The 26,863-nt window shown below is 63.0% G+C and carries 25 protein-coding genes, 1 tRNA gene and 1 pseudogene; 12 read left to right on the top strand and 15 right to left on the bottom strand.

Annotated features, from left to right (window positions below):
* Positions 1 to 66: 66 nt before the first annotated feature.
* Together ACSVDO_RS14395 and ACSVDO_RS14400 are read right to left on the bottom strand one after the other, a co-directional pair.
* Positions 67 to 270, bottom strand: coding sequence for a hypothetical protein (locus ACSVDO_RS14395; RefSeq protein ID WP_332539945.1), 204 nt, complete (start codon positions 268 to 270; stop codon positions 67 to 69).
* 544 nt (positions 271 to 814) lie between these two features.
* Positions 815 to 955 carry a hypothetical protein gene (locus ACSVDO_RS14400; protein WP_332539947.1) on the bottom strand — a complete coding sequence of 47 codons (141 nt, stop codon included), beginning with the start codon at positions 953 to 955 and terminating at the stop codon, positions 815 to 817.
* Between the two features lie 158 nt (positions 956 to 1,113).
* Here ACSVDO_RS14400 and ACSVDO_RS14405 point away from each other — a divergent pair, with 158 nt between their 5' ends.
* The gene (locus ACSVDO_RS14405; protein ID WP_489592987.1) at positions 1,114 to 1,518 is read left to right on the top strand and encodes a hypothetical protein; all 405 of its coding nucleotides are present in this window, start codon (positions 1,114 to 1,116) and stop codon (positions 1,516 to 1,518) included.
* Between the two features lie 31 nt (positions 1,519 to 1,549).
* Here the strand turns inward: ACSVDO_RS14405 and ACSVDO_RS14410 are convergent, their stop codons facing one another.
* Positions 1,550 to 1,810 carry a hypothetical protein gene (locus tag ACSVDO_RS14410; RefSeq protein WP_489592989.1) on the bottom strand — a complete coding sequence of 87 codons (261 nt, stop codon included), beginning with the start codon at positions 1,808 to 1,810 and terminating at the stop codon, positions 1,550 to 1,552.
* Between the two features lie 99 nt (positions 1,811 to 1,909).
* Here ACSVDO_RS14410 and ACSVDO_RS14415 point away from each other — a divergent pair, with 99 nt between their 5' ends.
* The 3 genes and pseudogenes from ACSVDO_RS14415 to ACSVDO_RS14425 all read left to right on the top strand — a co-directional run bounded on the left by ACSVDO_RS14415 (position 1,910) and on the right by ACSVDO_RS14425 (position 4,140).
* Entirely contained in the window at positions 1,910 to 2,491 is a 582-nt protein-coding gene (locus ACSVDO_RS14415) for a DUF4124 domain-containing protein (protein WP_489592991.1), read from the top strand.
* 197 nt (positions 2,492 to 2,688) lie between these two features.
* Positions 2,689 to 3,472, top strand: a pseudogene (locus tag ACSVDO_RS14420) (integrase core domain-containing protein).
* Positions 3,473 to 3,801: 329 nt separating this feature from the next.
* Complete coding sequence (locus ACSVDO_RS14425; protein ID WP_489592993.1) at positions 3,802 to 4,140, top strand: hypothetical protein; 339 nt, start codon at positions 3,802 to 3,804, stop codon at positions 4,138 to 4,140.
* A gap of 737 nt (positions 4,141 to 4,877) precedes the next feature.
* On the opposite strand, the gene ACSVDO_RS14430 is transcribed toward ACSVDO_RS14425, so the two are convergent.
* The 3 genes from ACSVDO_RS14430 to ACSVDO_RS14440 form a co-directional block, all read right to left on the bottom strand.
* The gene (locus ACSVDO_RS14430) at positions 4,878 to 5,498 is read right to left on the bottom strand and encodes a hypothetical protein (RefSeq protein ID WP_489592995.1); all 621 of its coding nucleotides are present in this window, start codon (positions 5,496 to 5,498) and stop codon (positions 4,878 to 4,880) included.
* 67 nt (positions 5,499 to 5,565) lie between these two features.
* The gene (locus ACSVDO_RS14435) at positions 5,566 to 6,147 is read right to left on the bottom strand and encodes a hypothetical protein (RefSeq protein WP_489592997.1); all 582 of its coding nucleotides are present in this window, start codon (positions 6,145 to 6,147) and stop codon (positions 5,566 to 5,568) included.
* 177 nt (positions 6,148 to 6,324) lie between these two features.
* Complete coding sequence (locus tag ACSVDO_RS14440) at positions 6,325 to 7,299, bottom strand: hypothetical protein (RefSeq protein WP_489593000.1); 975 nt, start codon at positions 7,297 to 7,299, stop codon at positions 6,325 to 6,327.
* A gap of 279 nt (positions 7,300 to 7,578) precedes the next feature.
* Between ACSVDO_RS14440 and ACSVDO_RS14445 the strand changes: the two genes are divergently transcribed.
* Entirely contained in the window at positions 7,579 to 7,911 is a 333-nt protein-coding gene (locus ACSVDO_RS14445; protein ID WP_489593001.1) for a hypothetical protein, read from the top strand.
* Positions 7,912 to 8,241: 330 nt separating this feature from the next.
* On the opposite strand, the gene ACSVDO_RS14450 is transcribed toward ACSVDO_RS14445, so the two are convergent.
* The 4 genes from ACSVDO_RS14450 to ACSVDO_RS14465 form a co-directional block, all read right to left on the bottom strand.
* Positions 8,242 to 8,508: a hypothetical protein gene (locus ACSVDO_RS14450; RefSeq protein WP_489593003.1), complete on the bottom strand. Its 267-nt coding sequence runs from the start codon at positions 8,506 to 8,508 to the stop codon at positions 8,242 to 8,244.
* A 249-nt stretch (positions 8,509 to 8,757) separates the two neighbouring features.
* A tRNA-Leu gene (locus ACSVDO_RS14455) sits at positions 8,758 to 8,844 on the bottom strand.
* 85 nt (positions 8,845 to 8,929) lie between these two features.
* Entirely contained in the window at positions 8,930 to 12,151 is a 3,222-nt protein-coding gene (locus ACSVDO_RS14460) for an efflux RND transporter permease subunit (RefSeq protein ID WP_489593005.1), read from the bottom strand.
* A 7-nt stretch (positions 12,152 to 12,158) separates the two neighbouring features.
* The gene (locus ACSVDO_RS14465) at positions 12,159 to 13,343 is read right to left on the bottom strand and encodes an efflux RND transporter periplasmic adaptor subunit (RefSeq protein WP_489593006.1); all 1,185 of its coding nucleotides are present in this window, start codon (positions 13,341 to 13,343) and stop codon (positions 12,159 to 12,161) included.
* Positions 13,344 to 13,539: 196 nt separating this feature from the next.
* On the opposite strand from ACSVDO_RS14465, the gene hpnC reads away from it, so the two are divergent.
* The 4 genes from hpnC (at position 13,540) to hpnE (ending at position 18,143) form a co-directional block, all read left to right on the top strand.
* On the top strand, positions 13,540 to 14,415 hold the full coding sequence (gene hpnC, locus ACSVDO_RS14470; RefSeq protein ID WP_489593007.1) for a squalene synthase HpnC: 876 nt from the start codon (positions 13,540 to 13,542) through the stop codon (positions 14,413 to 14,415).
* A 127-nt stretch (positions 14,416 to 14,542) separates the two neighbouring features.
* A complete protein-coding gene (locus ACSVDO_RS14475) occupies positions 14,543 to 15,826 on the top strand; it encodes a DEAD/DEAH box helicase (protein ID WP_489593009.1) in 1,284 nt (427 codons plus the stop codon).
* 188 nt (positions 15,827 to 16,014) lie between these two features.
* Positions 16,015 to 16,854: a presqualene diphosphate synthase HpnD gene (gene hpnD, locus ACSVDO_RS14480; RefSeq protein ID WP_489593011.1), complete on the top strand. Its 840-nt coding sequence runs from the start codon at positions 16,015 to 16,017 to the stop codon at positions 16,852 to 16,854.
* 38 nt (positions 16,855 to 16,892) lie between these two features.
* Complete coding sequence (gene hpnE, locus ACSVDO_RS14485) at positions 16,893 to 18,143, top strand: hydroxysqualene dehydroxylase HpnE (RefSeq protein ID WP_489596409.1); 1,251 nt, start codon at positions 16,893 to 16,895, stop codon at positions 18,141 to 18,143.
* Here the strand turns inward: hpnE and ACSVDO_RS14490 are convergent.
* On the bottom strand, positions 18,132 to 18,383 hold the full coding sequence (locus ACSVDO_RS14490; RefSeq protein WP_489593013.1) for a hypothetical protein: 252 nt from the start codon (positions 18,381 to 18,383) through the stop codon (positions 18,132 to 18,134). The genes hpnE and ACSVDO_RS14490 overlap by 12 nt on opposite strands.
* 223 nt (positions 18,384 to 18,606) lie before the next feature.
* Between ACSVDO_RS14490 and ACSVDO_RS14495 the strand changes: the two genes are divergently transcribed.
* Positions 18,607 to 21,195 carry a beta-glucosidase family protein gene (locus tag ACSVDO_RS14495; RefSeq protein ID WP_489593014.1) on the top strand — a complete coding sequence of 863 codons (2,589 nt, stop codon included), beginning with the start codon at positions 18,607 to 18,609 and terminating at the stop codon, positions 21,193 to 21,195.
* Positions 21,196 to 21,252: 57 nt separating this feature from the next.
* Here ACSVDO_RS14495 and ACSVDO_RS14500 read toward each other — a convergent pair whose 3' ends face one another.
* Complete coding sequence (locus tag ACSVDO_RS14500; RefSeq protein ID WP_489593015.1) at positions 21,253 to 22,071, bottom strand: IclR family transcriptional regulator; 819 nt, start codon at positions 22,069 to 22,071, stop codon at positions 21,253 to 21,255.
* A 153-nt stretch (positions 22,072 to 22,224) separates the two neighbouring features.
* On the opposite strand from ACSVDO_RS14500, the gene ACSVDO_RS14505 reads away from it, so the two are divergent.
* Both ACSVDO_RS14505 and ACSVDO_RS14510 read left to right on the top strand, forming a co-directional pair.
* Positions 22,225 to 23,253: a TRAP transporter substrate-binding protein gene (locus ACSVDO_RS14505; RefSeq protein ID WP_489593016.1), complete on the top strand. Its 1,029-nt coding sequence runs from the start codon at positions 22,225 to 22,227 to the stop codon at positions 23,251 to 23,253.
* Positions 23,254 to 23,277: 24 nt separating this feature from the next.
* Positions 23,278 to 23,964: a hypothetical protein gene (locus ACSVDO_RS14510; RefSeq protein ID WP_489593018.1), complete on the top strand. Its 687-nt coding sequence runs from the start codon at positions 23,278 to 23,280 to the stop codon at positions 23,962 to 23,964.
* On the opposite strand, the gene ACSVDO_RS14515 is transcribed toward ACSVDO_RS14510, so the two are convergent.
* The 3 genes from ACSVDO_RS14515 to ACSVDO_RS14525 all read right to left on the bottom strand — a co-directional run bounded on the left by ACSVDO_RS14515 (position 23,961) and on the right by ACSVDO_RS14525 (position 26,814).
* Positions 23,961 to 24,980, bottom strand: a complete 1,020-nt coding sequence (locus ACSVDO_RS14515) for a porin (protein WP_489593020.1) — start codon at positions 24,978 to 24,980, stop codon at positions 23,961 to 23,963. The two genes, ACSVDO_RS14510 and ACSVDO_RS14515, sit on opposite strands and share 4 nt — an antisense overlap.
* A gap of 150 nt (positions 24,981 to 25,130) precedes the next feature.
* Positions 25,131 to 25,784, bottom strand: a complete 654-nt coding sequence (locus ACSVDO_RS14520; RefSeq protein WP_489593022.1) for a hypothetical protein — start codon at positions 25,782 to 25,784, stop codon at positions 25,131 to 25,133.
* On the bottom strand, positions 25,777 to 26,814 hold the full coding sequence (locus tag ACSVDO_RS14525) for a zinc-dependent alcohol dehydrogenase (protein WP_489593024.1): 1,038 nt from the start codon (positions 26,812 to 26,814) through the stop codon (positions 25,777 to 25,779). The genes ACSVDO_RS14520 and ACSVDO_RS14525 overlap by 8 nt, the downstream gene beginning before the upstream one ends.
* Positions 26,815 to 26,863 lie beyond the last annotated feature (49 nt).

Genomic DNA, 26,863 nt, shown 5'->3' on the forward strand with positions numbered 1-26,863 from the left:
AATTTCATTTCACCACCAAGAAAGAATTCAACCTTCACATAATGATCCGGTTGAATTCAGGGCCTCTTAGCCGTCGCTTTTCTGACCCTGACGGCCAGAAGACTTGTCGTCATTCTTGTGGCTCTGGCGGCCGGCTTCTGCATGCTGCTCGCTGGTTCCTCCGCGCGTTCCGGCGGAGCTTCCCGACGTCGTGCGCTTGCTCGGATCCGCATTCTCCGTCTTCTTCTTGTCGGTATATTGATTATGACCATGGGGGTTATTGACAGCCATTTTCATCTCCTTGAAAGTTAAGTGCAAAGAACGATATGCACGGTTAAATTCTATAAACCGCTTAATTTCGATAATGTCGTCAAGCACCTACTTTCTTGCCAGACAAAAGCTCCAGCAATTGGCAGATCGAATCAAACTCCATGCAAGTTAATTCTGGCAGGGAAAATACCAATAACTCACTGAATACCAGTATATGCACGCGGAAAAATCGCTTCAGCGAGTGGAACGAACCGACAGTGAATATCGGGCGGCAGGACAGGCATGCCGCAGCGCTCGGGAAAACGGCTCCGCCCTGAGCATGCAGGCAAGACGTCGAAAGGTTGCGCGAAAAGGGAAAGCGCGGCGATCACCGCACGGTGGCAGCGACGATCAGCCGCAGGCGTGGCAAGGCGCAATGCGAACGCGGGAAAAACTCAGCAGGTGCACGCCTGCCGCGCCGGGATGCACGCTGCGGACAGCGTGTCGGCAGCGTTGTGAGACCGTGGCCGCCACGCGCCGGCGAAACCGGCAGGCATGGTCCACGGGAAGCAAGCCGACCTGCTTCTTACTTGTTCTTGTCCTTGCCGCGCGGGATCACCGAGGTGACGGGCGCCATGGGGCGGTCGGAAGGGCTGCCGGTCTTGGGAGCCGAAGTGTCCTTCTTGGGTTTCTTGGACAACTTCTCGTTGCGCTGTTCTTTGGCCATAAATTCTCCCGATATCGTCTTGAAATAAGACTCGTGGAGGCGATGGTAAGCGACAAAAGCGCGCGACGGAATGACACCCGGCGACACCCGTGCGCGCAGCCATGCATGGCGTGAGTGATTTCGGCGCCGGCCCCCCTACCTTGCGCTAAGGTAGGCGCATGACCACCAAACAAAGTTCTTCGCGCTGGACTGCGCAAATGCTGCGGCAAGCGGCCAGCGCCGGCTCCCACACAGGATGCGCAGCCTGCAGTGCACTGCGCTGCCCAGGCTGGGAAGCGCTGCCTTCGACTTTTGAAGAAAAGGCTCTGGCGCAGGTGGGCACGCTGCGCGAGACCGATGGGGCTGCCGTTGAACCCACGCTCGACGAGTACCACCCGCAGCGCAGCAACTATTGGTCCGAGGATGCGCCCATTGCCGTCAGCTACCACCCCTACAACCGCTGCGACATCTGGGCCTGCAAGTCCTGCGCGCGCGTCTTTCTGCGCTACACAGAATACGGCGGCTACTACGTCGAACCCCGGATCCGCGCCGTGGCGGGCGATCTGGTGGTGGACCCGGAATGAACCGCCGCTGGAAAAAACTGCATGAACCGCATCAATAGCCGTCCATGTCACGAGACAGGGTCGCGATCCCCCAGATGATCAAACCCACCAGCACGACAAAGATGCCGATACCAATAATCCATGCGACCATTTTTGCCCTGTATTTTTCTTTAGGCACTGTAGGCGCATGATCGGCTCTTGGGTGTGAAGCGCGAACATTTTTTTTACTATCCGTTACTTTGACGCAAATGGGCGAGCGCAGGCAGGCCACGCCGACACCCTTACCCGCAGCCAGAACCGAAGCCACCGGCAAGGGAAGCACTCTGCACAGCGATGTCACCGCGGTGCGACTGGCTGCGGACTGCCATGGCGCCATGTGCTAAAAACACTACAGTCACCGCCGGAGCAACCCATGAAGTCAAGTCAACTGGTCAACATCGCTTTATTGATATTGATGGCCGCCACACCGGCCTGGGCAGTCTATAAATGCCAGGACGCAAGCGGGCGCACCACCTTTCAGGAAATCCCTTGCGCCGGCGCAAACCAGGGAGGAAAGCACGATGTTCACCCTGCGTCGGGCAATGCGCCGAAACCCCAGGCGCTGACGGGAGCGGGCGCTGAGCCGCTTGTTATAGGCACCGGGACACCAGCCGCAGCATCGCCGACCATCACAGAGGCCGACAGGCTGAACAACTTGTCAGCCCGCCTCGCCAAGGAAAATCGCCTTTCAACGCTCAACAACCTGGCCATTGGCGCCGCACAAGGTGAGATTCTTCGCGCCGACGCTCAATGCCAGGCTGAGATCGAATCAGTACGCAATCGCAAGACACTCGCTGACAACAGCCTGGCAGGCGCTACTTGGGAGCAATCACTCAGCGCCGAAATGCAAGCTATAGCGACCCGGTGCGACACGGAGCAACGCCGCCTGCAAGCCAACCTGGACCGACTCCTGTCGGAAAAACAGGATCTGGAGAGAGCACTTTCCAAACCGTAGGCGCAGCGCGCAGAAAAAAAGGCCGCTCCCAGAGGGGAAACGGCCTTTTCTGCTTGGAATGCGCGACTCGGTGAGAGTCGGCACTTTTCTATTCTGGTGCGCGAGGGAGAGGCGGCCCCGGAAAACTGAACACGGCGATGAGTCAGAGCTCGGTCCATTGATTTGCCCTGAAGATCGGGGCTGCAAGGAGACCAAAGATCAGAAGACCCCGCCGCAATCACTCTGCGGTTTCAAGGCCAAGGTGGCGCTGGATGCCATTCGTGGAGAGAAGACACTGGCCGAGTTGGCCAAGCAGCACGACGTGCACCCGAACCAGATCACGGACGGGAAAGACCAGTTGCTCGAGCGTGCGGCCGGCGTGTTCGGTGCAGAGCATGTTGAAGAACCCAAGGCCGATCTGAAGAAGTTGCACGCCAAGATCGGCCAGGGCGCTGGAGATTGATTTCTTGTCAGGCGCGCTCGACAAGGCCGGACTGCTGAGCGGAAAGAAATGATCAAGCCGGATCACGAACTGCACATCAAGCGCCAAGCCGAGCTGCTCAACATCTCCCGGGGCAGCGCCTGCTACGTGCCTCGGACGGCGCCTGAGGCCGATCAACGGCTGATGCGGCGCATCGACAAGTTGCATCTGGAGCACCCTTTCACGGGCGCAAGGATGCTGCGCGACATGTTCTTCAACACCGACCAGGGCAGGCAGTTCACCAGCCTCGCCTTCACCGATGCGCTCAAGAGCCGGGAGGTGGCCATCAGCATGGACGGGCGTGGGCCTGGCGCGATAACGTGTTCGTCGAACGGCTGTGGCGCACGAACAAGTACGAGGAGGTGTACCTGCACGCGTACGAGTAGGTCAGCGATGCGCGCCAGCGGATCGGTCGGTTCATCGAGTTCTACAACACGTGCCGACCCCATTGCTCGCTCGGTAAGAACACCCCAGATGAGTTCTACTTCGTGTCGCTGCCGGCGATTCAACAGGCAGATTGAGCGGACCGGTTCCACTTATCATTTAGCGATTTGTGTTCCAACAAACGGGGCCACCTCTCAGGCACGCGCACAACTGCATGGGTCACTGGCCAAGACACCGGATGTCCCCCTTGATGCCGAGACGGCAGCGTTCTTCCAGGGTGTTCACCCCAAAACCATGGAATGGTGGCGAACCGAAAAGCGCCCACCTCATCCCACGGCAAAGAATGCAGAGGTACGGTCAGGGGTTCAGGTGCGGTATTCGGGTCGGGGAGTTACTGGACTTCATCCGCCAATCACAGACACCGGCAGAACCCACTGGGGCGAGCCCTTTTTTGTCACACACGGTTGTGAACGGCAAGCAGCAAAAGCCATTCTCAATGGCCTGGGCCATAGGGGAGATGGTCGAGGTGGAGGCGCTGGACGAACCGTTCTTCATGACCGCAGACGGCCTGGTGATGTCGCACGGCTGGGATGAGGAACTGACCTCCATTGCAGAACGCTTGGCGTCCGGCAAGAGCAGCATTCGATGGATGTCGTGGGACAAGGCCCTGGCAGCGGTCTGGCAGGATGACCGACTGCGCCTCGCCTGGCTGGGCCATGCAGATTTAGTGTCACCAAGGCTGCGGGCTGTTGTTGAGGCGAACCGACAGTCTGCATTGTTAAGGGTGAAATTTGAGCAGAAATAATGCCCCAGGGATTTTCAAATTATGCCAACTCCTCAACTGGATACCCTGATCATTTCAGTAAATTCACTTCAGGCTGGGCGCCAAATCACACTTGAGAATTTTCGCGATTTCCCAGATTCTATTTGCAATAATGGATTTTGATTGCCCCATCAAAAACGTTGCACATATGCCGCCAGCGAGGATTACCAAGACTGCAAAAAAAGCGCCGTAAGGATGCTTTTTGCGCCTATGTAACTTGAAATGACAGTTATTACCCCCAATACAGACAGCACTAAAAGTATAAATTTTGCAAAAAAGAGGTCTCGCTTTGTCATGCAACAATTGCCAAGAGTGTCCAAATCGTTGGCATCATATTGATAGAGGTTCGCCTTTCCATTCGGAATGGTTTTATAACAAAGATACCTTTTTTTAGATTTCAAATTGAAAATCGCCAAATTATTTACGGCAACTTTTTTCCATTCTGGTTCGTGCATTCGGCTCCGAGCATTAAGACTCTATGACCCACGATATAGCCTGGAATTTTTACAACCAGGTCTGGAACAGACGTGTCGCTCCATTTTATCCATGATTCATGTGAAGAGAATTCACTTGTTGTGGCGGAGTCGAGAATCTAACTCGGCACATGAGTAGCTACAGTGGTTATTTTTGTGTGGTCATAGACAACCCCCTCCATCAACGTATAGTTAACTTCGCCAGTTCCAACCTTTTGACTCAAGACATCATCACTTATCATAGAGTTAATCATAAATAATTATAAACAGCAGGCCAATAATATCCACATTCAACAAAATTCCGACTAAATTACAGCATGCCACAGCCTTAGTTGTCACCCGCCCCCCCCACCGAACCGAGCGCCTCATCAACGCGCGGAAGATGGCCGGGGCATACTGTTGCATCCCATCCAGCGTCACTTGCGCAGTACTTCCATCTGCTGCCGCGAGTGTCCGCGCATGCACATAGAAGGCTGTATCAATGTCTCGCAAACGAATGGGCGGCTTGCCCATGCCTGGAACGTTCGCCAAAACACTTTGTAGAGCACCCTGCCGAGCTGGCGTGATGTTTTTGCGGCCACGCAAGGCATGCAGGACATATGCCGCTGATACAAGCTCCCACATAGCCGCACTCTCGGGTGTATTCGCATCTTGCTCGGCGGCCATCGCGCACCACCCGGCTTCGGCACCTTGCAACGCGGCTACTACCTGCTGATAAGGCTTAGCAATCTGAGCCATCGGCGCACCAAGAATTCCGCCGCATGCTGCTCGAATGGACGAGGGCTGTGCCGACACCGAGTCCAATGCTATCGACATAAGAACTAAACAAAGACCAGCGGTTATTGCCGAGACAGTAGCTGATTTCATTGAAAAACTCTCTTCCGAGCGGGACACGCCCAGTTGATATAGCACTGGCAATCTTGGCAAGCTAATATTAAAGAATGCTTACCGATTTAAAACTCTTAACCGCGACACCTGTTGCAAGCAATTTATCTTGAAACTCCAACACGGAAGAATTAACACCATCCTGCCATTTTTTCGAGCAATAAAGCAAGACAGCTCCAAAAGCCCCGACACAGATAACCCCCTTAAAAACCAAATTCATTGTGAATATTAGAAAAAGGCCAGCACAAATACCCAAAACCATAACAACTACAAAAAAAGCGCCTGCACCATCCCTATGGTACATGGGCTGCACTACCTCTTCAATTCCTGTTGTAATATTTTTAGCGTAGATTGGGCTATTCTTTTCTGTAACTACAAATTCAACTTCATCTCCCTCTTGCATCTCTATTCCTTGGGCATCAAATTCTTTGTGCCGACCAGTTGGCAGCATGACTTTCACTGTCGTGGACTTGAAGCCATTAGATTGTATATTAACCACTTTACCGTGGTATATTGTGTTTTCCGTCGTCGCGCTGACATAATTACCTCTGTGACTTTCAACGGCTAATACCTTCCCTGTGTAGCGAATAAAGTTCTTACCTGCATCATATTTATTAAGAGGATAAGCCATATATTTTGATAATTAGAAACTTAAATATTTATTAAATACTGATTGAACTGTCAAACATCTGGAAAAACGACCACTAAAACGAGTTGACCCCATGCAAGCCAAGAGGACCAAGATGCAAACTTCTATGCCACCTTGGCACAACGACCATTGAGCAAGCCAACTCTCCTCGTGGAAAGACTAAGGGGCCAAAATTACCTGCAGGCTCTGAGTACTCATGGCCCAAGACTTTTCGCTAAATCCGCAGGGATATTGCTGTTGTGGGTTAAGCCCCTGCTGGATTAGCCAATCCGCAAGCGGCTTGTCTTCTGCGATGTACGCGTAAGCCAAAAGGTCCATCCGGTCGCACACAGATGCCAGCCCAACACCTCGCATCTGAGTGCGCTTCGCAGCCCAAGCATCCAGCTTATCCAAGTTGCGGAGCGTCGCAACGTCATTGATGCGCGAGCCCAGCACCACATTGGACAAGACCGGCATCGGCTGGCGAAGGTCGAGACCATGGTCAACGTAAAGGCGCAGCAGGTCGAAGCGGTCTGGCCGCTTTTGGTTCAAGCCCAACAGCAGCGTCCATTGGTCCTGCGGCAGCTTCTTGCCAGACGCCACGAGCTTTTGCAGGTAGGGGTAGTCACCCTCCCCTAAGTAGTCGCGGGGCTCCTTGAGCATCGCCTCCATGGTGCCCACGGATGCCTGAATGGCATCGACCTTGGGCGCCATGCTGTCCACTGTTGTACGTATGTACTGGGTGTCCTGCTGGACGCCCAGCAAGACCATCTGCACGCTGCGCACACCAGGAGCAGCGCTGGCGATGAGCCCCCCCCTATCGGCGCGCGCTTTGGAGGCTTGCCCAAGCACCAAGACGATGACGACGACGATGCCGAACACCTGCCAGCCCGGAGACTTCCACAACGGGCCGGGAGGCTCGCGCAGCCTGCCCAGAGCGCGCACGTACCAAGCATGTTCCGTGGTGCCAGAGCGCAAGGCGCACACTTCCAGCATCATGGCCAATAGCACCAAGCCAGCCAGCACATAGCTGAGCCAACTAAGGAACGGTGCTCGGGGCGCCAGGAAGTCCAAAATTCCAGCCACGGTCACCGATGAAAAAATCACCGTATTGACCGGCGACACATGGTCGCGAACGAAGTCGTGAATTCTCATGATGAGTAGCTCACCGCGAGTTGGCGCCACTGCTGCCCTGGCCGCCCCCCGGACAGAGTCGCCAATCCGGACCTCGGGTTAAGTGATGGGGCGGCTACTGCGACCGTTTTGCTGAACATGTCCCTCTCCTAGAACGCTGATGAGCAATCTTCGCACGATGCAAATTCTGTAGCAGCATGTAAATTACAAAGAATTATCCGTTCATGAGCTTTTCGTCGTTTCTGTGCAGTGTGCTTCTGCATCAGCAGACGAATACTCTAAGGACATCTTGGGTACGAGATGAGTAAAGCAGTCGATGCGACCTCCCGCCAATTCCGGCATGCTGGATGCACGCCTCTCGCCCCCCCCCGGATTCGGCCTGACTTCCTACTTCTCCGCGATGCCACCGCGGCATTGCAATGCCTGGAAGCGTTCGCAACGGAACAGGGCGTGGACTTTTGCAGGCCCTATCCCAACATCCTGGCCAAGGCCGCTATGGAGTTCCGCCAGTTGCCAGAACTCATCGCCAGCCACATGTCGTCGGAACTGAATGCATTCAGTGTGTGTGCTGCGCTGGATAGGTTCGTGGTGGATAAAGACGAGTTGCCACTACCGGTCAACCTGGCCGATTAACGTCCTCAAATGCTGGATAGGAGGGTGTGCCGGATGGCTTCTGCGCGTTGCCGCAATCCGGGGGCAGATTGGTCTGCCATTTTCAGCCAGCCCACACGCGCGGACTCGTCTTGCCATATCGCAGACAGCCCCTCAGCCCAGGTCAGCCAAAGCACCTGCGCAGGTTCCTGCCTCTCTTCGGCTGCAAGCCATCAGCCCCCAAAGGCATTGACATGAGCCAGCCGGCCAAGTCTGCACAGAAGGGAACGCGCGGAGCTTCCAACTCCAACACTGCAATCTCAGTCGATTGATTGATGCCCAGAGCGCCCAAGAGCTCGCTCTGGAACTCCATCACAGCCGCGATTTCGCCTTGCCGGTCGAACCACAAGGACGTCCCGGCTTGCGCCTTGGTACGACAACGGGCTCGCTTTCTGCTACGGGCATAGCGTCGGACAGCGTGGTCTTGTCCCTGTACGCCGCCAACTCTACGATGAAAATCAGGAAGCGGTTGTCAACACTCCGAGACAGCTTGAAGGGCAAGCGATTGGCACTGCAAAGGTTGTACAGGTGCCCCTTGGCGCAATGAAGAATGGTCGCTGCCTGCTCGACGTTGAGCATGACCACGCCCGGAAACATAGCCATCAGAACCGGCAAGTGTTTCGACTACATACTCATGAAATGCGTATCAACCTAGTTGGGGCCGTTGCCCCGGCAAGATGTCACCAGTACGCCACATCGCTCGCTTACCGGATTTCCCAAACTCCATCGGTGAAAACGAGTGAAAAGCGATGAGAACGAATGAAAAGAAAGGAAAGCCAAAAAAAACCACAAGTGGTTGATTTTTAATGGTTTTCCCCGCTTTAACTGTGGTGCGCGGGGCGGGACTCGAACCCGCACAGTATTGCTACCGTCAGGACCTAAACCTGGTGCGTCTACCAATTTCGCCACCCGCGCGGTGGTCTGGCGCGATGCCAGACCTTAGGTCAACCGCTTATTTTACCTGTTTGACACAGCATTTTTTGCAATCGAGTGCAAGTTTTTAGGCTGCCGGCTCGGGCCGGCGCACGCGGAAGAACGCGGCATACATCGCCGGCAGCGCCAGCAGCGTCAGCACCGTCGCCACGACCAGGCCACCCATGATGGCCACGGCCATGGGGCCCCAGAACACGCTGCGCGACAGCGGGATCATGGCCAGCACCGCGGCCGCAGCGGTGAGCACGATGGGACGCAGCCGGCCCACGGTGGCTTCGATGATCGCGTCCCAGGCCGGCATGCCGCGCGCGCGGTCGACTTCGATCTGATCGATCAGGATCACCGAGTTGCGCTGGATCATGCCCATCAGCGCGATCACACCCAGCAGCGCGACAAAGCCGAACGGCCGGTTGAGCAGCAGCAGCGCGGCGGCAACGCCCGCAATGCCCATGGGGCCGGTCAGGAACACCAGCAGCGCGCGGCTGAAGCTGTGCAGCTGCAGCATCAGCAGCGTGAACGTGAGGAACAGCATCACCGGCAGGCCGGCGGCGATCGACGACGCGCCCTTGGAGCTTTCCTCGACCGCGCCCGCGACTTCGATGTGATAGGCGTTCGCGCCTTCGGCATGCCAGCGCTTCTCGACTTCGCGCAGCGCGGGCAGCAGCGCTTCGGTCACGGTCGCGCCCTGCAGGCCTTCGCGCACATCGCCCTGCACGGTGATCGCATAGCTGCGGCCTTCGCGCCATAGAACCCCAGGCTCCCAGGCCATCACGGGCTTGGCGATTTGGGTCAGCGGAATCGACTTGCCCGAACTCGTGGGCAGATAGGCATTGCCGATGTCGGTGATCGCATCGCGCTCGTCGAGCGGCGGGCGCAGCACGATGTCGATCAGCTTGTCGCCTTCGCGGTACTGGCCCACGGTGGCGCCGCTGAGCATCACGTTGGCGGCCTGGGCGATCGACTGGCTGCTCACGCCCAGCGCGCGCGCCTTGTCCTGGTCGACTTCGAGGCGGATGGCCTTGACCGACTCGTTCCAGTTGTCGTTGACGCCGCGCATGTCGGCGTTTTCGCGCAGCAGTTGCTTGACTTCGTCGGCACGCACGCGCAGCGTGGTCGGGTCCGGCCCCTTGACGCGGAACTGCACGGGGTACGGCACGGGCGGGCCCGACGACAGCAGCGTCACGCGGCCGCGCGCCTGCGGATAGTCCTGCGCCAGCATGCCCGGCAGCTGGCGGCGCAGCCGTTCACGCTCCTGCAGCGTCTTGGCGACGACGATGAACTGCGAGACGTTGGTCTGCGGAAAGACCTGGTCCAGCGGCAGATAGAAACGCGGCACGCCCGAGCCGAACCAGGTGCTCACGGTCTCGACGCCGTCCTGGGCAAGCAGGCGCTGCTCGACCGCCTTGGTGGTCTGCTCGTTGGCCACGAACGACGTGCCTTCGGGGAACCACAGATCGACCATGATTTCGAGCCGCGTCGAGTCGGGGAAGAACTGCTGCTGCACGCGCGACATGCCGAAAAGGCCGAGCGCGAACACCAGCACCGTCGCGCCTATGGTGATCCAGCGGTGCTCCACGCACCAGTCGACCGTGCGCCGGAAACGGTTGTAGAACGGGCTGTCGAACACTTCGTGCTGGCTCGCGGGCGGTGTCGCGCCCAGCGCCACGGCGGCCAGCGTTTCGGGCGGCGCTTCGGCCAGAACCTCTTCGGATGGCGCCTCGGGCGCATGCGGCGGGCGCTTGAGCAGCAGCATGCCCAGGTAGGGCACGAAAAACACCGAGGCCAGCCAGCTCAGCACCAGCGCCACCACGGTCACCGCGAAGATCGCGAAGGTGTATTCGCCGGTCATGGACTTGGCCAGACCGATGGGCAGAAAGCCCGCAGCCGTGATCAGCGTGCCCGTGAGCATGGGCATGGCCGTGATCTCGTAGGCAAACGTCGCCGCGCGCAGTTTGTCGTAGCCCTCTTCCATCTTGCGCACCATCATTTCGACGGCAATGATGGCGTCATCGACCAGCAGGCCCAGCGCGATGATCAGCGAGCCCAGCGAGATCTTGTGCAGGCCTATGCCCCAGTACCACATGGCCAGGAAGGTCGCGGCCAGCACCAGCGGAATGGTGATGCCCACCACCAGGCCGGGGCGCGGATCGATGTACCAGCGCCGCCACCAGCGCTGCTCGCCGGGGCGCTTGTGCAGGCCCAGGCTGATGAAGCTCACGGCCAGCACCACGGCCACGGCCTCGATCAGCACCGCGATGAACTCGTTGACCGAACTCGACACCGCGCGCGGCTGGTCCTGCACATTGACCAGTTGCATGCCCGCGGGCAGTTCGTGGGCCAGGCGCTCGCTGGCCGCGCGCAAGGCCTTGCCCAGGCGGATGATGTCTCCGCCCTTGGTCATGGCCACGCCCAGCGCGATCGAATCCTGGCCCTGGTGGCGCACTTTCACGGTCGGTGGATCGACATAGCCGCGGCGGATCTCGGCGATGTCGCCCAGGCGCAGCTGCGCGCCCGAAGCGCCGCGTATCGGCATGGCGCGCAGGTCGTCAACCGCATTGAACTGGCCGGCGACGCGCACCTGCACCTGCTCCGCGCCGGCCTGGACCACGCCTGCGCTCTGCAGCGCGTTCTGCTGGTCGAGCTGGGCCAGCACCTGGTTCATGTCGAGGCCCAGCTGCGACAGGCGCAGCTGCGACAGCTCGATGAAGAGCTTCTCGTCCTGGACGCCGAACATCTCGACCTTGGCGACATCGGCCACGCGCAGCAGCTGCTGGCGCACGTCGTCGGCCACGTTCTTCAACTCCGCGTAGGTGAAGCCTTCGCCCTGCAGCGCGTAGATCACGCCGTAGACGTCGCCGAAATCGTCGTTGAAGAACGGCCCCTGCACGCCCTGCGGCAGCGTGTAGCGCATGTCGCCTATCTTCTTGCGCACCGTGTACCAGAGATTGGAGACATCGGAAGGCTTGGAGTTGTCCTTGAGCTGGAAGATGATCTGCGACTCGCCGGGCTTGGAGTAGCTGCGGATCTTGTCGGCATAGGGCACCTCCTGCAAGCTGCGCTCGAGCTTGTCGGTGACCTGCTCGGCGACCTGCTGCGCCGTGGCGCCGGGCCAGTAGGTGCGCACCACCATCGCGCGGAACGTGAACGGCGGATCCTCATCCTGGCCGAGCTGGAAATAGGCCGCAAAGCCCAGCAGCACGATGGACACCAGCAGATAGCGCGTGAGCGCCACATGCTCGAGCGCCCAGCGCGAGAGATTGAAGCCTTGTTTGGGCTGCTGTGGATTCATGGCGGACTCAGCGGGTGGCGGGAACGGGCTGCGCTGCCGGGGTGGCGGCAGCGGGCGGCACCTTGGCGGCCGACGCCGCGCGCGCGGCTTCGACGGGGCTCTGGTACACCGTCACCTTCTGGCCGGGAGCGAGCACATGGCCACCGGTCGCGACCACGCGCATGCCCGGCGTCAGGCCTTGGGAGATCACGATCTCGTTGCCATCGGCCGTGGCCACCACCACGGGCTGCGAACGCACGGTGCTCGACGCGGCGTCGAACACCCACACGGCCGAGCCGCCGTTCTCCTGATGCAGCGCCGTCGTCGGCAGCTTGATCACGGACTCGCCGGTCGCGCCCATGCCTTCGGGGCGCGCATGCACCGTTGCCCCCAGTGCCGGCAAGGCCTGGCCCGGCGCACGCTCCAATGCGACCTTGACAAGATAAGTGCGCGTCACGGCATCGGCGCTGGCCGCGACTTCGCGCACCCGGCCGCTGTAGCGCTGGTCGCTGGCCCACAGGCGCACCGCCACCGCCTGACCGGCGCGCACGCGCGCAATCTTGTCTTCGGGCACGGAGAACACCACGTCGCGCTCGCCGTCCTGGGCGATGCGCACCACGGGGCTGCCCGCGGAAACCACCTGGCCGGGCTCGGCATCTATGCCCGTGACCACGCCCGCGACATCGGCCACGAGGCGCGTGTAATCGGTCTGCAGCGACTGGCTTGCGGCCTGCGCGCGCGCCTGGTCCAGGCTGGCCTGGGCCGACTTGAGCGTGGCTTCGCGGCGCTCGAGTTCGGCGCCGCTGATGAAGTTCTGCGCCTTGAGCGTGCGGTAGCGCTGCAGATCGGCAGCGGCGAGATCGCGCTGCGTCGTCGCCGCGTTCACCTGGGCGCGGCCGGCATCGGCCGCGAGCCGGTAATCCTGCGCATCGAGCTGCGCCAGCAACTGGCCGGGCTTGACCTGCTGACCCAGTTCCACCTGGCGTGCGACCAGCTTGCCCGGCACGCGAAAGCCCAGCCGTGATTCGATGCGTGCGCGCACTTCGCCTGCGTACTCGGTCTGCGCGTCGTATACGCCCACACCGACTTCGAGCAGCTTGACCGCGCGCACGGGTTCGGGCGCGGGCGCAGGCCGCGAACAGGCGGCAAGCGCACAGGCGAGCACCACGGTGGTAAGGACCCAACGGGGCCGGGAAAGGATCAAGGAGGGCATGCGGTGCTCAAAAAACGGGCGCCGCGCCATCGGCGCGACGCCACCGGGTAATCGTCGCAAAAGGGGCAACGGCCCACAACACAACTCAAACGACAAAGGTCTGCGCGCCTTCTCTTTTCTGTGGGAATGGTCACTAATGACTCAATGGTTAGTAATTATCGAAAGGCGCGCGCACTTGTCAAGCGACAATCAAGGCGTGAACCGCCCCGCCCAGCCACCCTCCCCCGCTCCAACCCTCGCCGCGCCTGTCACGCACTACGAGAATTTCCCCGTCGCTTCGCTGCTGTGCCCGCCGCAGCTGCGCCAGCCGATCGCGGCCATCTACGGTTTTGCGCGCACCGCCGACGACATCGCCGATGAAGGCGAGGCGACGCCCGCCGAACGCCTGGCCGAACTCGATGCCTACCGCGAAGAGCTGCTGGCCGTTGCCGCGGGCCGGGCGCCGGGCGCGCGCTGGGCCGCGGTGTTCGGGCCGCTGCAGCATGCCATCCGCGCGCATGGGCTGCCCGTGCCGCTGCTCGCCGACCTGCTCAGCGCCTTTTCCCAGGACATCCACAAGACCGCGGCCGGCGAGACCTATGCCGACCGCGCCGAGTTGCTCGATTACTGCCGGCGCTCGGCCAATCCCGTGGGCCGGCTGCTGCTGCACCTGTACGGCGTGCACGACGAGAAGGCGCTGGCGCAAAGCGATGCGATCTGCAGCGCGCTGCAACTGATCAACTTCTGGCAGGACCTGAGCGTGGACATTCCGCGCGGCCGCCATTACCTCACGGATGCCGATTGCGCGCGCCACGGGGTCAGCCGCGCCGAACTGGCCGCGCTGGCCAGCACGCCCGCCAACCGGCAATTGATTGCCGAGAACGCGCGCTGGGCGCGCGAGTGCATGCTGCAAGGCCTGCCGCTGGTGCACCGCCTGCCCGGGCGCGCGGGCTGGGAACTGCGTCTGGTGGTGCAAGGCGGACTGCGCATTCTGGACAAGGTGGATGCCTTGCAAGGCCAGAGCCTGCATACCCGGCCCAAGCTGGGCAAGTCCGACTGGCTGCGCATGCTGGGCCGCTGTCTGCGCATGTAGCGGCTGCCGAGCAAAGGCCCTGTCCCGGGGCTTTGCGGCCCCGCTGGCGCACAATCCCCCCATTACCGGCGTTGGCCCGCGTCTGTGCGCGCCCGGCTTTCACGCCCACCACTTTCTTTGCCCATACATGCCTTTTTCTTCCCTCGGCCTTTCCCCGGCCCTTGCCCGCGCCGCCAGTGAACTGGGGTTTGACCAACCCACGCCCATCCAGTCGCAGGCCATTCCCGCCATCGTGCAAGGCCGCGATGTCTGGGCTTCGGCGCGCACCGGCTCGGGCAAGACCGCGGCTTTCGCGCTGCCCGCGCTGCTGCAGCACCAGAACCTGACGCTGGCCCAGCCCAGCGGCGGCGCACGCAGCGTGCACACGCTGGTCGTCGTGCCCACGCGCGAACTCGCGGCCCAGGTCGGTGAAGTGCTGCGCAGCCTGGGGCAGAACCTGTCCCAGCCGCCCAAGATCGCCGTGGTGTTCGGCGGCGTGTCGATCAACCCGCAGATGATGGCGCTGCGCGGCGGCGCCGACATCGTCGTCGCCACGCCAGGCCGGCTGCTGGACCTGGTCGATCAGCGCGCGCTGCGCCTATCGCAGGTGCAGTTGCTGGTGCTCGATGAAGCCGACCGCCTGCTCGACCTGGGCTTTGCCGACGAGCTGCAGCGCACGCTGGCCCTGCTGCCCAAGCAGCGCCAGACGGCGTTCTTCTCGGCCACGTTCCCGCAGGCCGTCGAAGCGCTGGCGCAAAGCCTGCTGAACGACCCGCTGCGCGTGGACATCGCCACCGACGCCAGCGAAAGCCAGGCCATCATCGAGCAGCGCGCCGTTGCCGTCGACACCAGCCGGCGCACGCAACTGCTGCGCCAGATGCTCCAGGACCCGGCCTGGACGCGCGTGCTAGTGTTCGTGGCGACCAAGCACACGGCCAACATCGTGGCCGAAAAGCTCTACAAGAACGGCGTCTTCGCCACGCCTTTCCATGGCGAGCTGAGCCAGGGCGCGCGCCAGCAGGTGCTCGAAGAGTTCAAGGCCGAGCGCTGGCAGGTGGTCGTGACCACAGACCTCGCGGCGCGCGGCATCGACATCGCCCAGTTGCCGGTGGTGGTGAACTACGATCTGCCGCGCTCGGCCGTCGACTACGTTCACCGCATCGGCCGCACGGGCCGCGCGGGCGAAAGCGGCCTGGCCGTGAGCTTCGTCACGCCGGCCAGCGAGGCCCACTGGCAGCTGATAGAAAAACGCCAGCATCTGGCGCTGCCGCGCGAAATCGTCGAAGGTTTCGAGCCGCTGGAGGAAATCCCTGCTCCCGTGGCCGGCGCGGCCGACGGCAATGGCGGCGTCAAGGGCAAGCGGCCAAGCAAGAAGGACAAGCTGCGCGCGGCGGCGCAGGCAGCGGCTGACGGACAGCACGACGCGTCTTGAGCGCAGGCCGTTCATCCTTCGACGGGCTCAGGACGAACGGACAAGAACCGTCGCCCTGAGCCCTCACCCGTTCGACCTGAGCCCTCACCCGTTCGCCTGAGCCTGTCGAAGGGCCCGCACGCCAAAGACCCGTCGAAGGGCCTCCACGCCAAAGACCCAGTCGGGATCATGGGAGAATCAGCGCCAATATGAATCCGGCCCAGTACGTCCAAGAAAAAGCTGCCGCTTCGGGCAGCAGCTTTTATTACGCCTTTCTTTTCCTGCCCCAGCAGCGGCGCGCGGCCATCACCGCGTTCTATGCGTTCTGCCGGGAGATCGATGATGTCGTGGACGAAGTCAGCGACCCCGGCGTGGCTGCGACCAAGCTTGCCTGGTGGCGCGGCGAAGTCGCCAAGTCCTATGCGGGCGAGCCTTCGCATCCCGTGATGCAGGCGCTGATGCCCTGCAGCGCCGAATACGGCATCACGCAGGCACAACTGCTGGCCGTGATCGACGGCTGCCAGATGGACCTGGACCAGACACGCTATCTCGACTACGTGGGCCTGCAGCGCTACTGCCATCTGGTCGCGGGCGTGGTCGGCGAAGTCGCGGCGCGCATCTTCGGCCAGACCGACGAAGCCACCACCGCCTACGCGCACAAGCTGGGCCAGGCACTGCAGCTCACCAACATCATTCGCGATGTCGGCGAAGACGCGCTGCGCGGGCGCATCTACCTGCCGGTGAGCGAATTGCAGCAGTTCGATGTGAAGGCGCACGAGATTCTCAAGCGCCAGTACTCGGACCGCTTCACGGCGCTGATGCGCTTTCAGGCCGAGCGCGCCCATCGCCTCTACGACGAAGCGCTGACAATGCTGCCCGAAGCCGACCGGCGCACGCAAAAGCCCGGCCTGATGATGGCCAGCATCTACCGCACGCTGCTGCGCGAGATCGAGCACGAAGATTTCAAGGTGCTGCACCAGCGCATCAAGCTCACGCCGCTGCGCAAGCTCTGGCTGGCGTGGAAGATGCAGGCCCTGGGGCGCATGTGAGCGCGCGCGTCGCCGTCATCGGCGGCGGCTGGGCAGGCATGGCCGCGGCGGTGACGCTGGCCCAGGCAAACCGTCAGGTCACGGTCTTTGAATCCGCGCGCCAATGGGGCGGACGCGCGCGCGCACTCACGCTCGACACACCGGAAGGGCCGCTGACGCTGGACAATGGCCAGCATATCCTGATCGGCGCCTACGGCGACTGCCTGGCGTTGATGCGCACGGTAGGCGTGGAGATCGAGCGCGCGCTGCTGCGCCTGCCGATGACGCTGCGCTACGCCGACGGCACGGGCCTGGCGTTTCCCGACTGGGCGCCGCCATTTGATGCGCTGGCCGGCATTCTGGGCGCGCGCGGCTGGCGCTGTCGCGAGAAGCAGGCCTTGCTGGCGCGCGCCGCGCGCTGGCGGCTGCAGGGCTTTCATTGCGCCGACCAGGCCAGCGTCGCCGATCTTTGCGCCGGGCTGCCGGCGAAACTGATGGCTGAATTCATCGAGCCGCTGTGCGTTTCCGCGCTCAACACGCCGCCCGAGATCTCCAGCGGCGCAGTGTTTCTGCGCGTGCTGCGCGACGCGCTGTTCAGCGGCCGCGGCGGCTCGCATTTCCTGCTGCCCACCTGCGATCTGGGCCGGCTGTTTCCCTCGACCACGGCCGAATGGTTGCAGGCGCGCGGCCATGACCTGCGGCTGGGAGCGCGTGCCGAGACGCTGCAGGCCGACGGCGGCGCCTGGCGCGTCGATGGCGAGCATTTCGACGCCGTGCTGCTGGCCACGCCCAGCAGCGAAGCCGCGCGCCTCACGGGCCAGACCGACAGTCTGCGCGCATGGTCGGCGGCGAGCGCCGGGCTGGCGCATACCGCGATCGCCACGGTCTATGCGCGCACCGCGCAACCTGGGCAGCGCCTGCCCGCCGCACTGCCGTTGCTGGCGCTGCGCCCTGCGGCCGACGCACCCGCGCAGTTCGTGTTCGACCGCGGCCACCTCGGTGGCCCGGCCGGGCTCATGGCTTTCGTGGTCAGCGCCAGCGCTGCGTCGCGCGCCGACACCCAGGCCCAGGTGCTGGCCCAGGCCGCGCGCGAACTCGGCTGGCACGGCATGCAGCCGCTGACCACGGTGATCGACAAGCGCGCCACGTTTGCCTGCACGCCGGGCCTGCAGCGCCCGCAGCAGACGCTGGCGCCGGGCCTGATGGCCTGCGGCGACTATGTGGCCGGGCCCTACCCCGCGACGCTCGAAGGCGCGGTGCGCAGCGGGATCGCGGCGGCACGCGCGGTCATGGCTTCGCTACCGGCCTGAAGAATCTGCAGCCCATGATTTCCAGAAAGGGAAATCATCGGTTTTCAGATATTCAATCCGTGGTGCAAGAAAGTAAATCCGCCCCGCCGCATATTGCGCAAACACCGTATTTTCACGCCGCAGCAAACCTACGGTTGCAATGCCAAACAAAAAGGTATCAAGCACGACATTTTTAGCAATGGACGCTGGGCGCCAACGTGCCCAGAATTCATCTGCCTGAACAATATTTGTTCCGCTCAAATGGGGCACCCTGCATCCGGTATGCCCTCTGCGCAGAAAGTGTGCGTTTACCCTCGCGCAACCCACTGCGGCCTTTCAGACATATTTTCCGTATTCCAATTTTCGTTTGCATGAAATCGGCAAGGCAATGCCGTGCCTGCTCATCACCTGAAATCGTATTTCGGGCAAATGGAATCTGCGTGCGGAAATTAAAAGCATTCGATTGAAAACCAAGGAGACAACAATGAAATCAATTGCATTGAAAAAGACCGCTATTTCCATGGCCGCGGCCATCGTCGTGGGCGCCGCCATCGTGGCCTGCGGCGGTGACGGCAACCACACGGACGCAGGCGGCGTGGCGCCCGAAAAGAACCCCTGGATGGGCTCCGCCATCGTTCAGCGGCAGAACGCCGCGGCCGGCGATGCAGCGAAGGAAGCCGTGGCCAACGAACGCGCGCGCCTGCTGCTCGCGGCGATGACGCTGGAGCAGAAAATGCAGCAGCTGACCGGCGCCACGCCCGAGGTGCTGCCCGATCTGCCCGAGTGCTTTGGCGCGCGCCATGTGACCGGCATCCAGGAGCTGCAGATTCCTACGTTCCGCATCACCAACGGCCCCGTGGGCGTGGGCCAGAACGACTGCATCTCGCTGAGCGTGTACGAGCAGGTCAAGGCCGGCACGCTGAGCGCGACCGCGGCCTATACCCATCCCAGCTCGGCCAAGGCCACGGCCCTGCCTTCGGCGATAGGCGCGGCAGCGTCGTTCGACACCCAGGTCGCAGCGTCGTATGGCGACCTGATCGCCGACGAAATGAACACCATGGCCTTGCATGTGTTCGAAGCGCCCGGCCTCAACATGGCGCGCGTTCCCGTGCTGGGGCGCAACTTCGAATACTTCGGCGAAGACCCCTACCTGACCGGCGCCATGGGCGTGGCCGAAGTCAAGGCCATTCAGGCCAAGGGCCTGATCGCCATGCCCAAGCATTACCTGGCCAACGAGCAGGAAACCAACCGCCAGAAGATCCAGCAGACGATAGATCCGCAGGTGCTGCGCGAGATCTACATGCTGCCGTTCGAGATGGCGGTCAAGGACGGCAAGGCCGCGTCGGTCATGTGCGCCTACAACTATGTCAACGGCGTGCATTCCTGCGAGAACGACGAACTGCTCAACAAGGTGCTGCGCGACGACTGGGGCTTCACGGGCTACGTGCAGTCGGACTTCTTCGCGATCAAGAGCACGGTCAACACCCTCAGGAACGGCCTGGACCACGAGATGCCCATGCCCCAGTTCTGGAGCAAGACCAACCTGCAGAAGGCGCTGGCCGAAGGCAGTATCAGCGAGGCCATGCTCAACCGGGCACTGGAGCGCCGCTACACCCAGACTTTCAAGGCCGGCATTTTCGACCGCCCGCTCAAGCAGACCGCCATCGATTTCGCCGCCCATGGCCAGCGCGCGCGCGCCATAGGCACCGAGTCGGCCGTGCTGCTGCAGAACAATGGCGCGCTGCCCATAGCGGCCGGCGTGCAAAAGCTCGTTCTGGTCGGCAAGGCTACGCAGGTGTATGCGCAGCAGGCCGTGGCCGGCGGCTCGGTGCTGGGACAATCGATGGGCGGCGGCGGCGGCAGCTCGGACGTGGTTCCCACGTACACGGTCGCGCCGCTGGAAGGCATCAAGAAAGCCTTGGCCGCGCTGGGCAACAGCACGGCCTCGGCACAGCTGATTCTGGTCGACGACGCGAATGCCTCGGCCACCATCGATGGCGTGGCCGTGAACTACGCCGATGCGCTCAAGGCCATTGCCGCTGCGGACTCCGTGGTGATCATGGCCGGCACCATCTCCGAGGAAGGCGCCGACCGCCTGACCACGGCCGACGGCAGCACGCTGGCGTCCAGCGTCGTACCCATCGCTCCGGCCGCCAAGGCATCGGATGGCCACTCGCTAGACTGGTATGCCGGCGCGTCGCTGACCTCGCCCGTGACCGCCACCGGCACCAACGGCGTGCGCAACAGCAATACCGTGGCGATGATCAAGTCCATCATGGCCACGCCCTCGACCAGCGCCAGATCGATGCAGCAGAAGACCGCACTGGTGCTGAAAGACAACGCCAGCGTGGCGATGGACGCGGCATTGGTCGGCGCCGCCGGCCCGGCGATTCTCGAAGTCTGGTTCCCCGGCCAGGAAGACGGCAACATCGTTGCCGACCTGCTGTTCGGCCGCAAGAATCCCGGCGGAAAGCTGCCGGTCACGTTCCCCATTGCCGGCAAGGGCTTCCTGGATGCGGCCACGCCCCAGCAGTTCCCGGGCGTGGTCGGCGCCGACGGCCAGACCCAGACCGTGACCTATTCGGAGCATCTGAACATGGGCTACCGCTGGTACGACGCCAACGCCAGCGGCAACTGCGCCGTGATCGCGGGCGCCAACCCCTGCGTCGCCTTCCCGTTCGGCCACGGCCTGTCGTACAGCGCGTTCAGCGTGGGCAATGCGGCCGTGAGCGCCAGCGGCGGCGCCTATGAAGTGAAGGCACGGGTGAGGAACACCGGCGCCAGCGCCGGCACGGAAGTGGTCCAGGTCTATCTCACGCTGCCGGCGTCGGCCAGCGGCAGCCGCTTGCAGCAGCCGCCCAAGCGCCTCGTCGGCTTCCAGAAAGTGCAATTGGAGCCGGGCGCCAGCAAGGACGTGAGCATCACCATCGATCCGGCCGCAAGCCACCATCCCCTGGGTGTCTGGAACCAGGCCAGCCGCGCCTGGGTCACGGCCGCGGGCGAATACCAGGTGCATGTGGGCCGCTCTTCGGCGCCCAAGGACCTGGCCCAGGCCGGAACCTTCAGCCGCTAGCCGGCACATGCCGCTAGGCCCGCCTTGCGCGGGGCGGGCCCGCGGCAGACTTTGGACTCAGGCGCGGCTCGCCATCTGGTTGCCCCAGGTGCCGACATTGGCCGACTTGAGCAGCGGCGAGGCATCGCCGGCCACCGCCAGTTCGGCCGCGGCCTCCATCAGCGCCGGGCCGTACCCGGCCATGGCTTTTTGCGTCAGGCGCATCGACGGGCCCGCGACCACCACCACGCCGGTCGTGACCTCGCCCGCACGGCGCACCGGCGCGGCCATGGAGCTCATGCCGGCCGCATACATGTCCTGGATCACGCAGTAGCCGCGCTTGCGGTGGCCGTCGAGCAGCTTCATCAGCGCCTTGATCGACGTGGGCGCATTCGGCCCGAACTGCCCGGGGCTGCCCAGCCCCTGGCGGCTGACCAGTGCAATCGCCTGGTCTTCGGCCAGCGTCATGAGCCAGGCGTGGCCGGCCGCGCTGCACGACAGCCGCAGATCTATTCCCATGTCGGGGTCATAGAGCAGGCCCGACTTCGCGCCCTGGGCCTTGGCGACCAGCGTCAGGCGCTCGCCGTCGACGATGGCCAGCCGGGCCAGCTCGCCCGTGGCCTGCGCGAGACGCTGTATCACAGGCTGGGCGATGTCGATCACGCCGGATTTGCTCAGAAAGCTCAGCCCCATGGACGACAGCTTGGTGGTCAGCGCGTAGTCGCCTTTTTGCGGCATCTGGCGCACATAGCCGTAGCCGATCAACTCATGCAAGGTACGGTGACAGCCGCTGCGCAGCTGATTGAGGTCGGTCGCAATCTCGACCAGGGCCACGCCATCCGGATGCCCCACGAGGTACTCGAGGATGGCCAACGATTTCTCCAGAGCGCCGCTCATGTCATTTCTCCTTGGCAACAAAAGTTGCGCCCATCATAACCGTTCAAAATTTGAACGACATTGAAAAATTGAATGTCTTTCAACTTTCTGGATATGATGGCCAGAAAATCACTCCGGCATCGCTTTCCATCACTTCAACGCAAAGGTAGAGACATGAAGACCACCCCCTCCCTGATTCGCCGTGCCCTCGTCGGCGCTGCCGGTGCCTTGTTGCTGGCGCAGGCGCCCGCAGCGCTGGCCCAGGAAGTGAAGGAACGCAACCTCAAGTTCGCGTTCAGTCTCGCCAAGGACCACCCGCTGGGCCAGGGTGCGCAGAAGTTTTCCGATCTGGTCGCGCAGAAAAGCGGCGGCAAGATCAAGGTCTCGATCTACGCCAACGCGGTGCTGGGCGGCGATCCGCAGAACCTGTCGGCGGTGCGCGGCGGCACGCTGGACTTCACGTCCATGGCCACCGGTCTGCTCGCAGGCATGGACAAGCAGTTCATGGTGTTCGACTTCCCGTTTCTGTTCAACAACGCCCAGGAAGCCTATGCGCTGTCGGACGGTCCGGTGGGCACGCAGCTGCTCGACGGCCTCTCCAAGTTCGGCCTGGTGGGCCTGGGCATCTGGGACCTGGGCTTTCGCAACATGACCAACAGCAAGCGCCCCATTGCCAAAGTCGAAGACCTGCAGGGCCTCAAGGTGCGCGTGATTGCCGCGCCCATTTACCTCGACATGTTCAACACGCTGGGCGCCAACCCCGTGCCCATGACCTTCGGCGAAGTCTATGGCGCGCTCGAGTCCAAGGCCATCGACGGCCAGGACAACCCCGTGGGCGTGATCGAATCGGCGAAGTTCGCGGAAGTGCAGAAGTACCTGTCGCTGACGCGGCACATCTACACCGGCATGCCGCTGCTGATGAGCAAGAAGACCTGGGACGGCATGTCGGCCACCGAGCGCAGGATCATCACCGAGGCCGCGAACGAAGCCAAGGCCGAGGAGCGCAGGATCTCGCAGATCAAGGAGGCCGAGGCCATCGACGGACTGAAAAAATCCATGCAGGTCAACGAAGTCAGCGCCGCGGAAGTCGCGCGCCTGCGCCAGAAAGTGCAGCCCGTGGTCGACAAGTTCAGCAAGGAAGTCGGCGATGCGGTGATGCAGCAGGTGAACACCGAGCTGTCGCGCCTGCGCGCCGCGAAGTGACGCGCCGAGCACGCAAGGACCATCATGGCTCTACTTGGCAAGGCCGCAATCGCGATGTGGTGGGACATGGCCTCGGAATGGCGCGCAGAGTTCGAGGACTGGCATTCGCACGAGCATTTTCCCGAGCGCATGGGCATACCGGGATTTCAGCGCGGCTCGCGCTGGGCCGATGCCGGCGGCGGCGAAGGCTTCTTCATCCTGTATGAGCTCGACCGCTATGAAACCCTGGTGTCCGAAGGCTATCTGAGCCGCCTGAACCAACCCACGCCCTGGTCGTCGCGGCTCATGCCCGAGCACAGGAACATGGTGCGCAGCCAGTGCCATGTGCTTGAAAGCGCGGGCAGCGCGCTGGGCCGGCATCTGCTGACCGTGCGCTGTTCGCCGGCCGGTGGCGGCGCGCAAGCGCTGCGCGACTATCTGCGGCTGCAGGCCGAAGCCTTTGCGTTGCGCCCCGGCACCACGGGCGCGCATCTGCTGCAGACCCAGACGCCCGACATCGCCGCCACCACCGAGCAGAAAATCCGCGGCGGCGACCAGGCCGCCGACTGGATCTACCTGGTCAGCGGCTATGACCAGCAAGTGCTTGAAGCTGCGCTGGAGACCGTGCTGGCGCCCGCGGCGCTCCAGGCCCATGGCGCCGGGGCCGTCGAGTTCGCGCGCGTCTTCACGCTGCGCCATTCGGCGGAAAGTGCGGCACGGCAGCCTACTTAAAAGCTGTGCGACACGCCCGCGATTGCCTGCGCCACGCGATTGCCCGCGGCCACGGCCGGGCCCGCATTGCTCGCGCTGTTGACGGTGAAGCTCGCGCTGCTGTCGTTGCGGATGATGCTGTAGCCGGTGTAGAGCCGCGTGCGCTTGCTCAGCACGTAGTCGTAGCGCAGGCTCAGCGAGCTGGCCCCGGTGTCGGCGCGCGCCCTGCCCCTGGCCTCGCCATAGGCCAGCCACAGCACATTGGTGCCCAGCGGCACGGCCGCGGAAATTTCATAGGCGTTGCGCGCCAGCGAAGTCGCATTCGGCAGGTCGTCGCGCAGCGTGTAGTAGGCCAGCGAAGCGCTGACCGGCCCGAAATCGTAGCTGCCGCCCACGGTCGTGTAGCGCTCGGTGTTGGCCGCGGTCTTGTGGCGCTGCATGAAACTCGCGCCGACTTTCAGTTTGCCGTTGCGGTAGTCAAAAGAGGGATTGACGACATTGCCGCTGGACCCCGGCTGCTCGCCGAAAGCCTTCATCAGCTTGAAGCTCAGTCCCGCGAAGTCGGGCGACTCGTAGCGCAGCGAATTGTCCAGCCGCAGCACCGTGCCGTCGCGAAAGTAGTTGAGCGCATGGCCCCAGATCAGCCCGCCTTCGGTATAGGCCGACAGCGTGGTGTGCAGCACCGAATAGTGGCGGCCCATGGTCAGCCGGCCGAAGCGCGGATTGCTCAAGCCGACGAATGCCTGGCGCCCGAAGCCCAGGCCGCCCTGGCCCAGGGCGCCCGTGTCGTTGTTGAGCCCCATCTCCAGCGTGTACAGCGCCTGGGTGCCGCCGCCCAGGTCTTCATTGCCGCGCAAGCCCACGCGCGAGCCCAGGATGATGCCGCTGTCCATGGAGGTGGTGCGCGCAGCGCCTACGCGCGTGCTCACCACACCGGTGTCGACGACGCCGAAGACCGTGGGTCCGGACTGCGCCTGCGCGCCCAGGGCCGCGCCCAGCAGCAACGAGAAAGCACTGACTTGACGAATTTTTTGCATGGTTGTCTCTTTGGTAAGTTATCAAGAAAGGGCCCGCGCCAACCCGGCGGGAACGGGGGAAATCGATGCATGCGCGCGCAGCCGCGCACGGCAAAGCCGGGCGCCTGCAGCGGCGCCATGAAAATCAGTGGGAAATGGCCCGCCCGGCGCTCAGTGCGGGGCGTCGTGCAGCGTCAGCAGGCGGTGCAGTCGCAACACCGGTTGCAGCGCCGCGATCTGCGCCGGAAGCGCGCCGGCAAGCACTTGCAATATGTCCAACGATTGCGCCTCGACCAGCAGCAAATGCGTGGACGACTGCGCTGCAGACATCGGCGCCCCGCCATGCCAGGGCAAGGGCGCGACCGCCGTGTCTTCACGGCCTGAATGCACGCCGACGACGCCCGCGGCAGCGGACAGCTGGCGCATTCCGGCGCGCAGCGCCGCGGCGTCGCCGCCGCGTATCTGCAGGCTCATCAAGGCCGCTGCCCGCACGGGCGTGGCGCAGGCGATCACCTCGCAGGGAATGCGCAGCAGTTCGCCGAACGATGTGCGCATGCGCCGCGTCCAGTCTGTCGGGTGCTGCAGCAGCGCCTGGTATTGAGGCGATGCGAGCACGTCTATGGACGCCATCTCGTACAGCGTGAAGTAGGGATAGACCGCGTCGTCCACCGCGCGGTAGCGGCTCGCGCGCAGCATGCCTGGCACCGTGAGGCGTTCGGGCACATGTTCGCGCGCATGCCAGTCGTTGTACTGGGCGTCGAGCGCGGGATCGAAGCCGTTCCACAGCGCCAGCCAGGCGCTGGCCGCCCCCTGGGAATCACGCATGATCGCCGCCGTGATCGGGGCGCAGCAGCACCTTGCTGGCCTGCTTGCCATGCGCCAGCGCGAACGCCGCGGCGGCGTCTGCCAGCGGCAGCACATGGCTGACCATGGGTCGCATGACGTCCGCGAGTTCGTCGAGCAAGGCCAGCGCCCGCGGCCAGTCGGACTCGGGCGGGCGGAACGAGCCGCGCAGCTGATGCTGGCGGCGCACCAGCGTCGTGAGGTCCAGCGCCAGCGCGCGCGAATGGATTCCGGTCACGACCACGATGCCATTGCGCGCCAGCAGCGGCAAGGATTGGTTGATGGTCTCGGGCACGCCCGTGGCCTCGAACACCACGTCGAAAGGCGCGTCGCCGGTGTGCGGCGCGCAGGCCACGGCCAGCGGCTGGGCCGCGACATCGACCACGGCGTCAAAGCCCATCTCGCGCAGCACTGCCAGGCGCGGTCCGTCGTCGAAGCCACTGACCACGACCTGGGCCGCGCCGCCCTGGCGCGCGAGCACGGCAATGCCCTGCCCTATGGTGCCCGGCCCCATCACCAGCACGCGCTTGCCGCGCACATCACCGGCGACACGCAGGGCCTGCATGGAGATCGATACCGGCTCGGCCAGCGCGGCGAGTTCGTCGCTCAGGCCTTGCGGCACGGGAACGCAATTGCGCGCCGGAACGCGCACCCAGGGCGCGAACGCGCCGTCGCGCGTCATGCCCAGGCCCGTGCGCCGGTCGCAGGCATCGGCATTGCCGGCTACGCAGGCCGCACAACTGCCGCAAGTGACCGAAGGCCGAACAACCACGCGCCGGCCTTGGTCCGCGCCCGATGCGACCACTCCCACGAACTCATGGCCCAGCGTCACTGGCAGGCTGGCGGTGATGAACGCGTAGCTGGGCGTCCAGTCGTCGACATGCAGATCGCTGCCGCAAATACCCGTGGCGAGCACGCGCACCAGCACGTCATCGTCCGAAGCCACGGTGGGCATGGCCACATCGACCAGTTCAAGGCCGGCAGCGGCCTGGGTTTTTCTCAGAGCTTGCATGGTCATTTTCTCCATAGTTCTCGCACCGCACTTGGCCAAGAAGCTGCCT

The sequence above is a fragment of the Comamonas sp. DB36 genome, assembly GCF_057914905.1.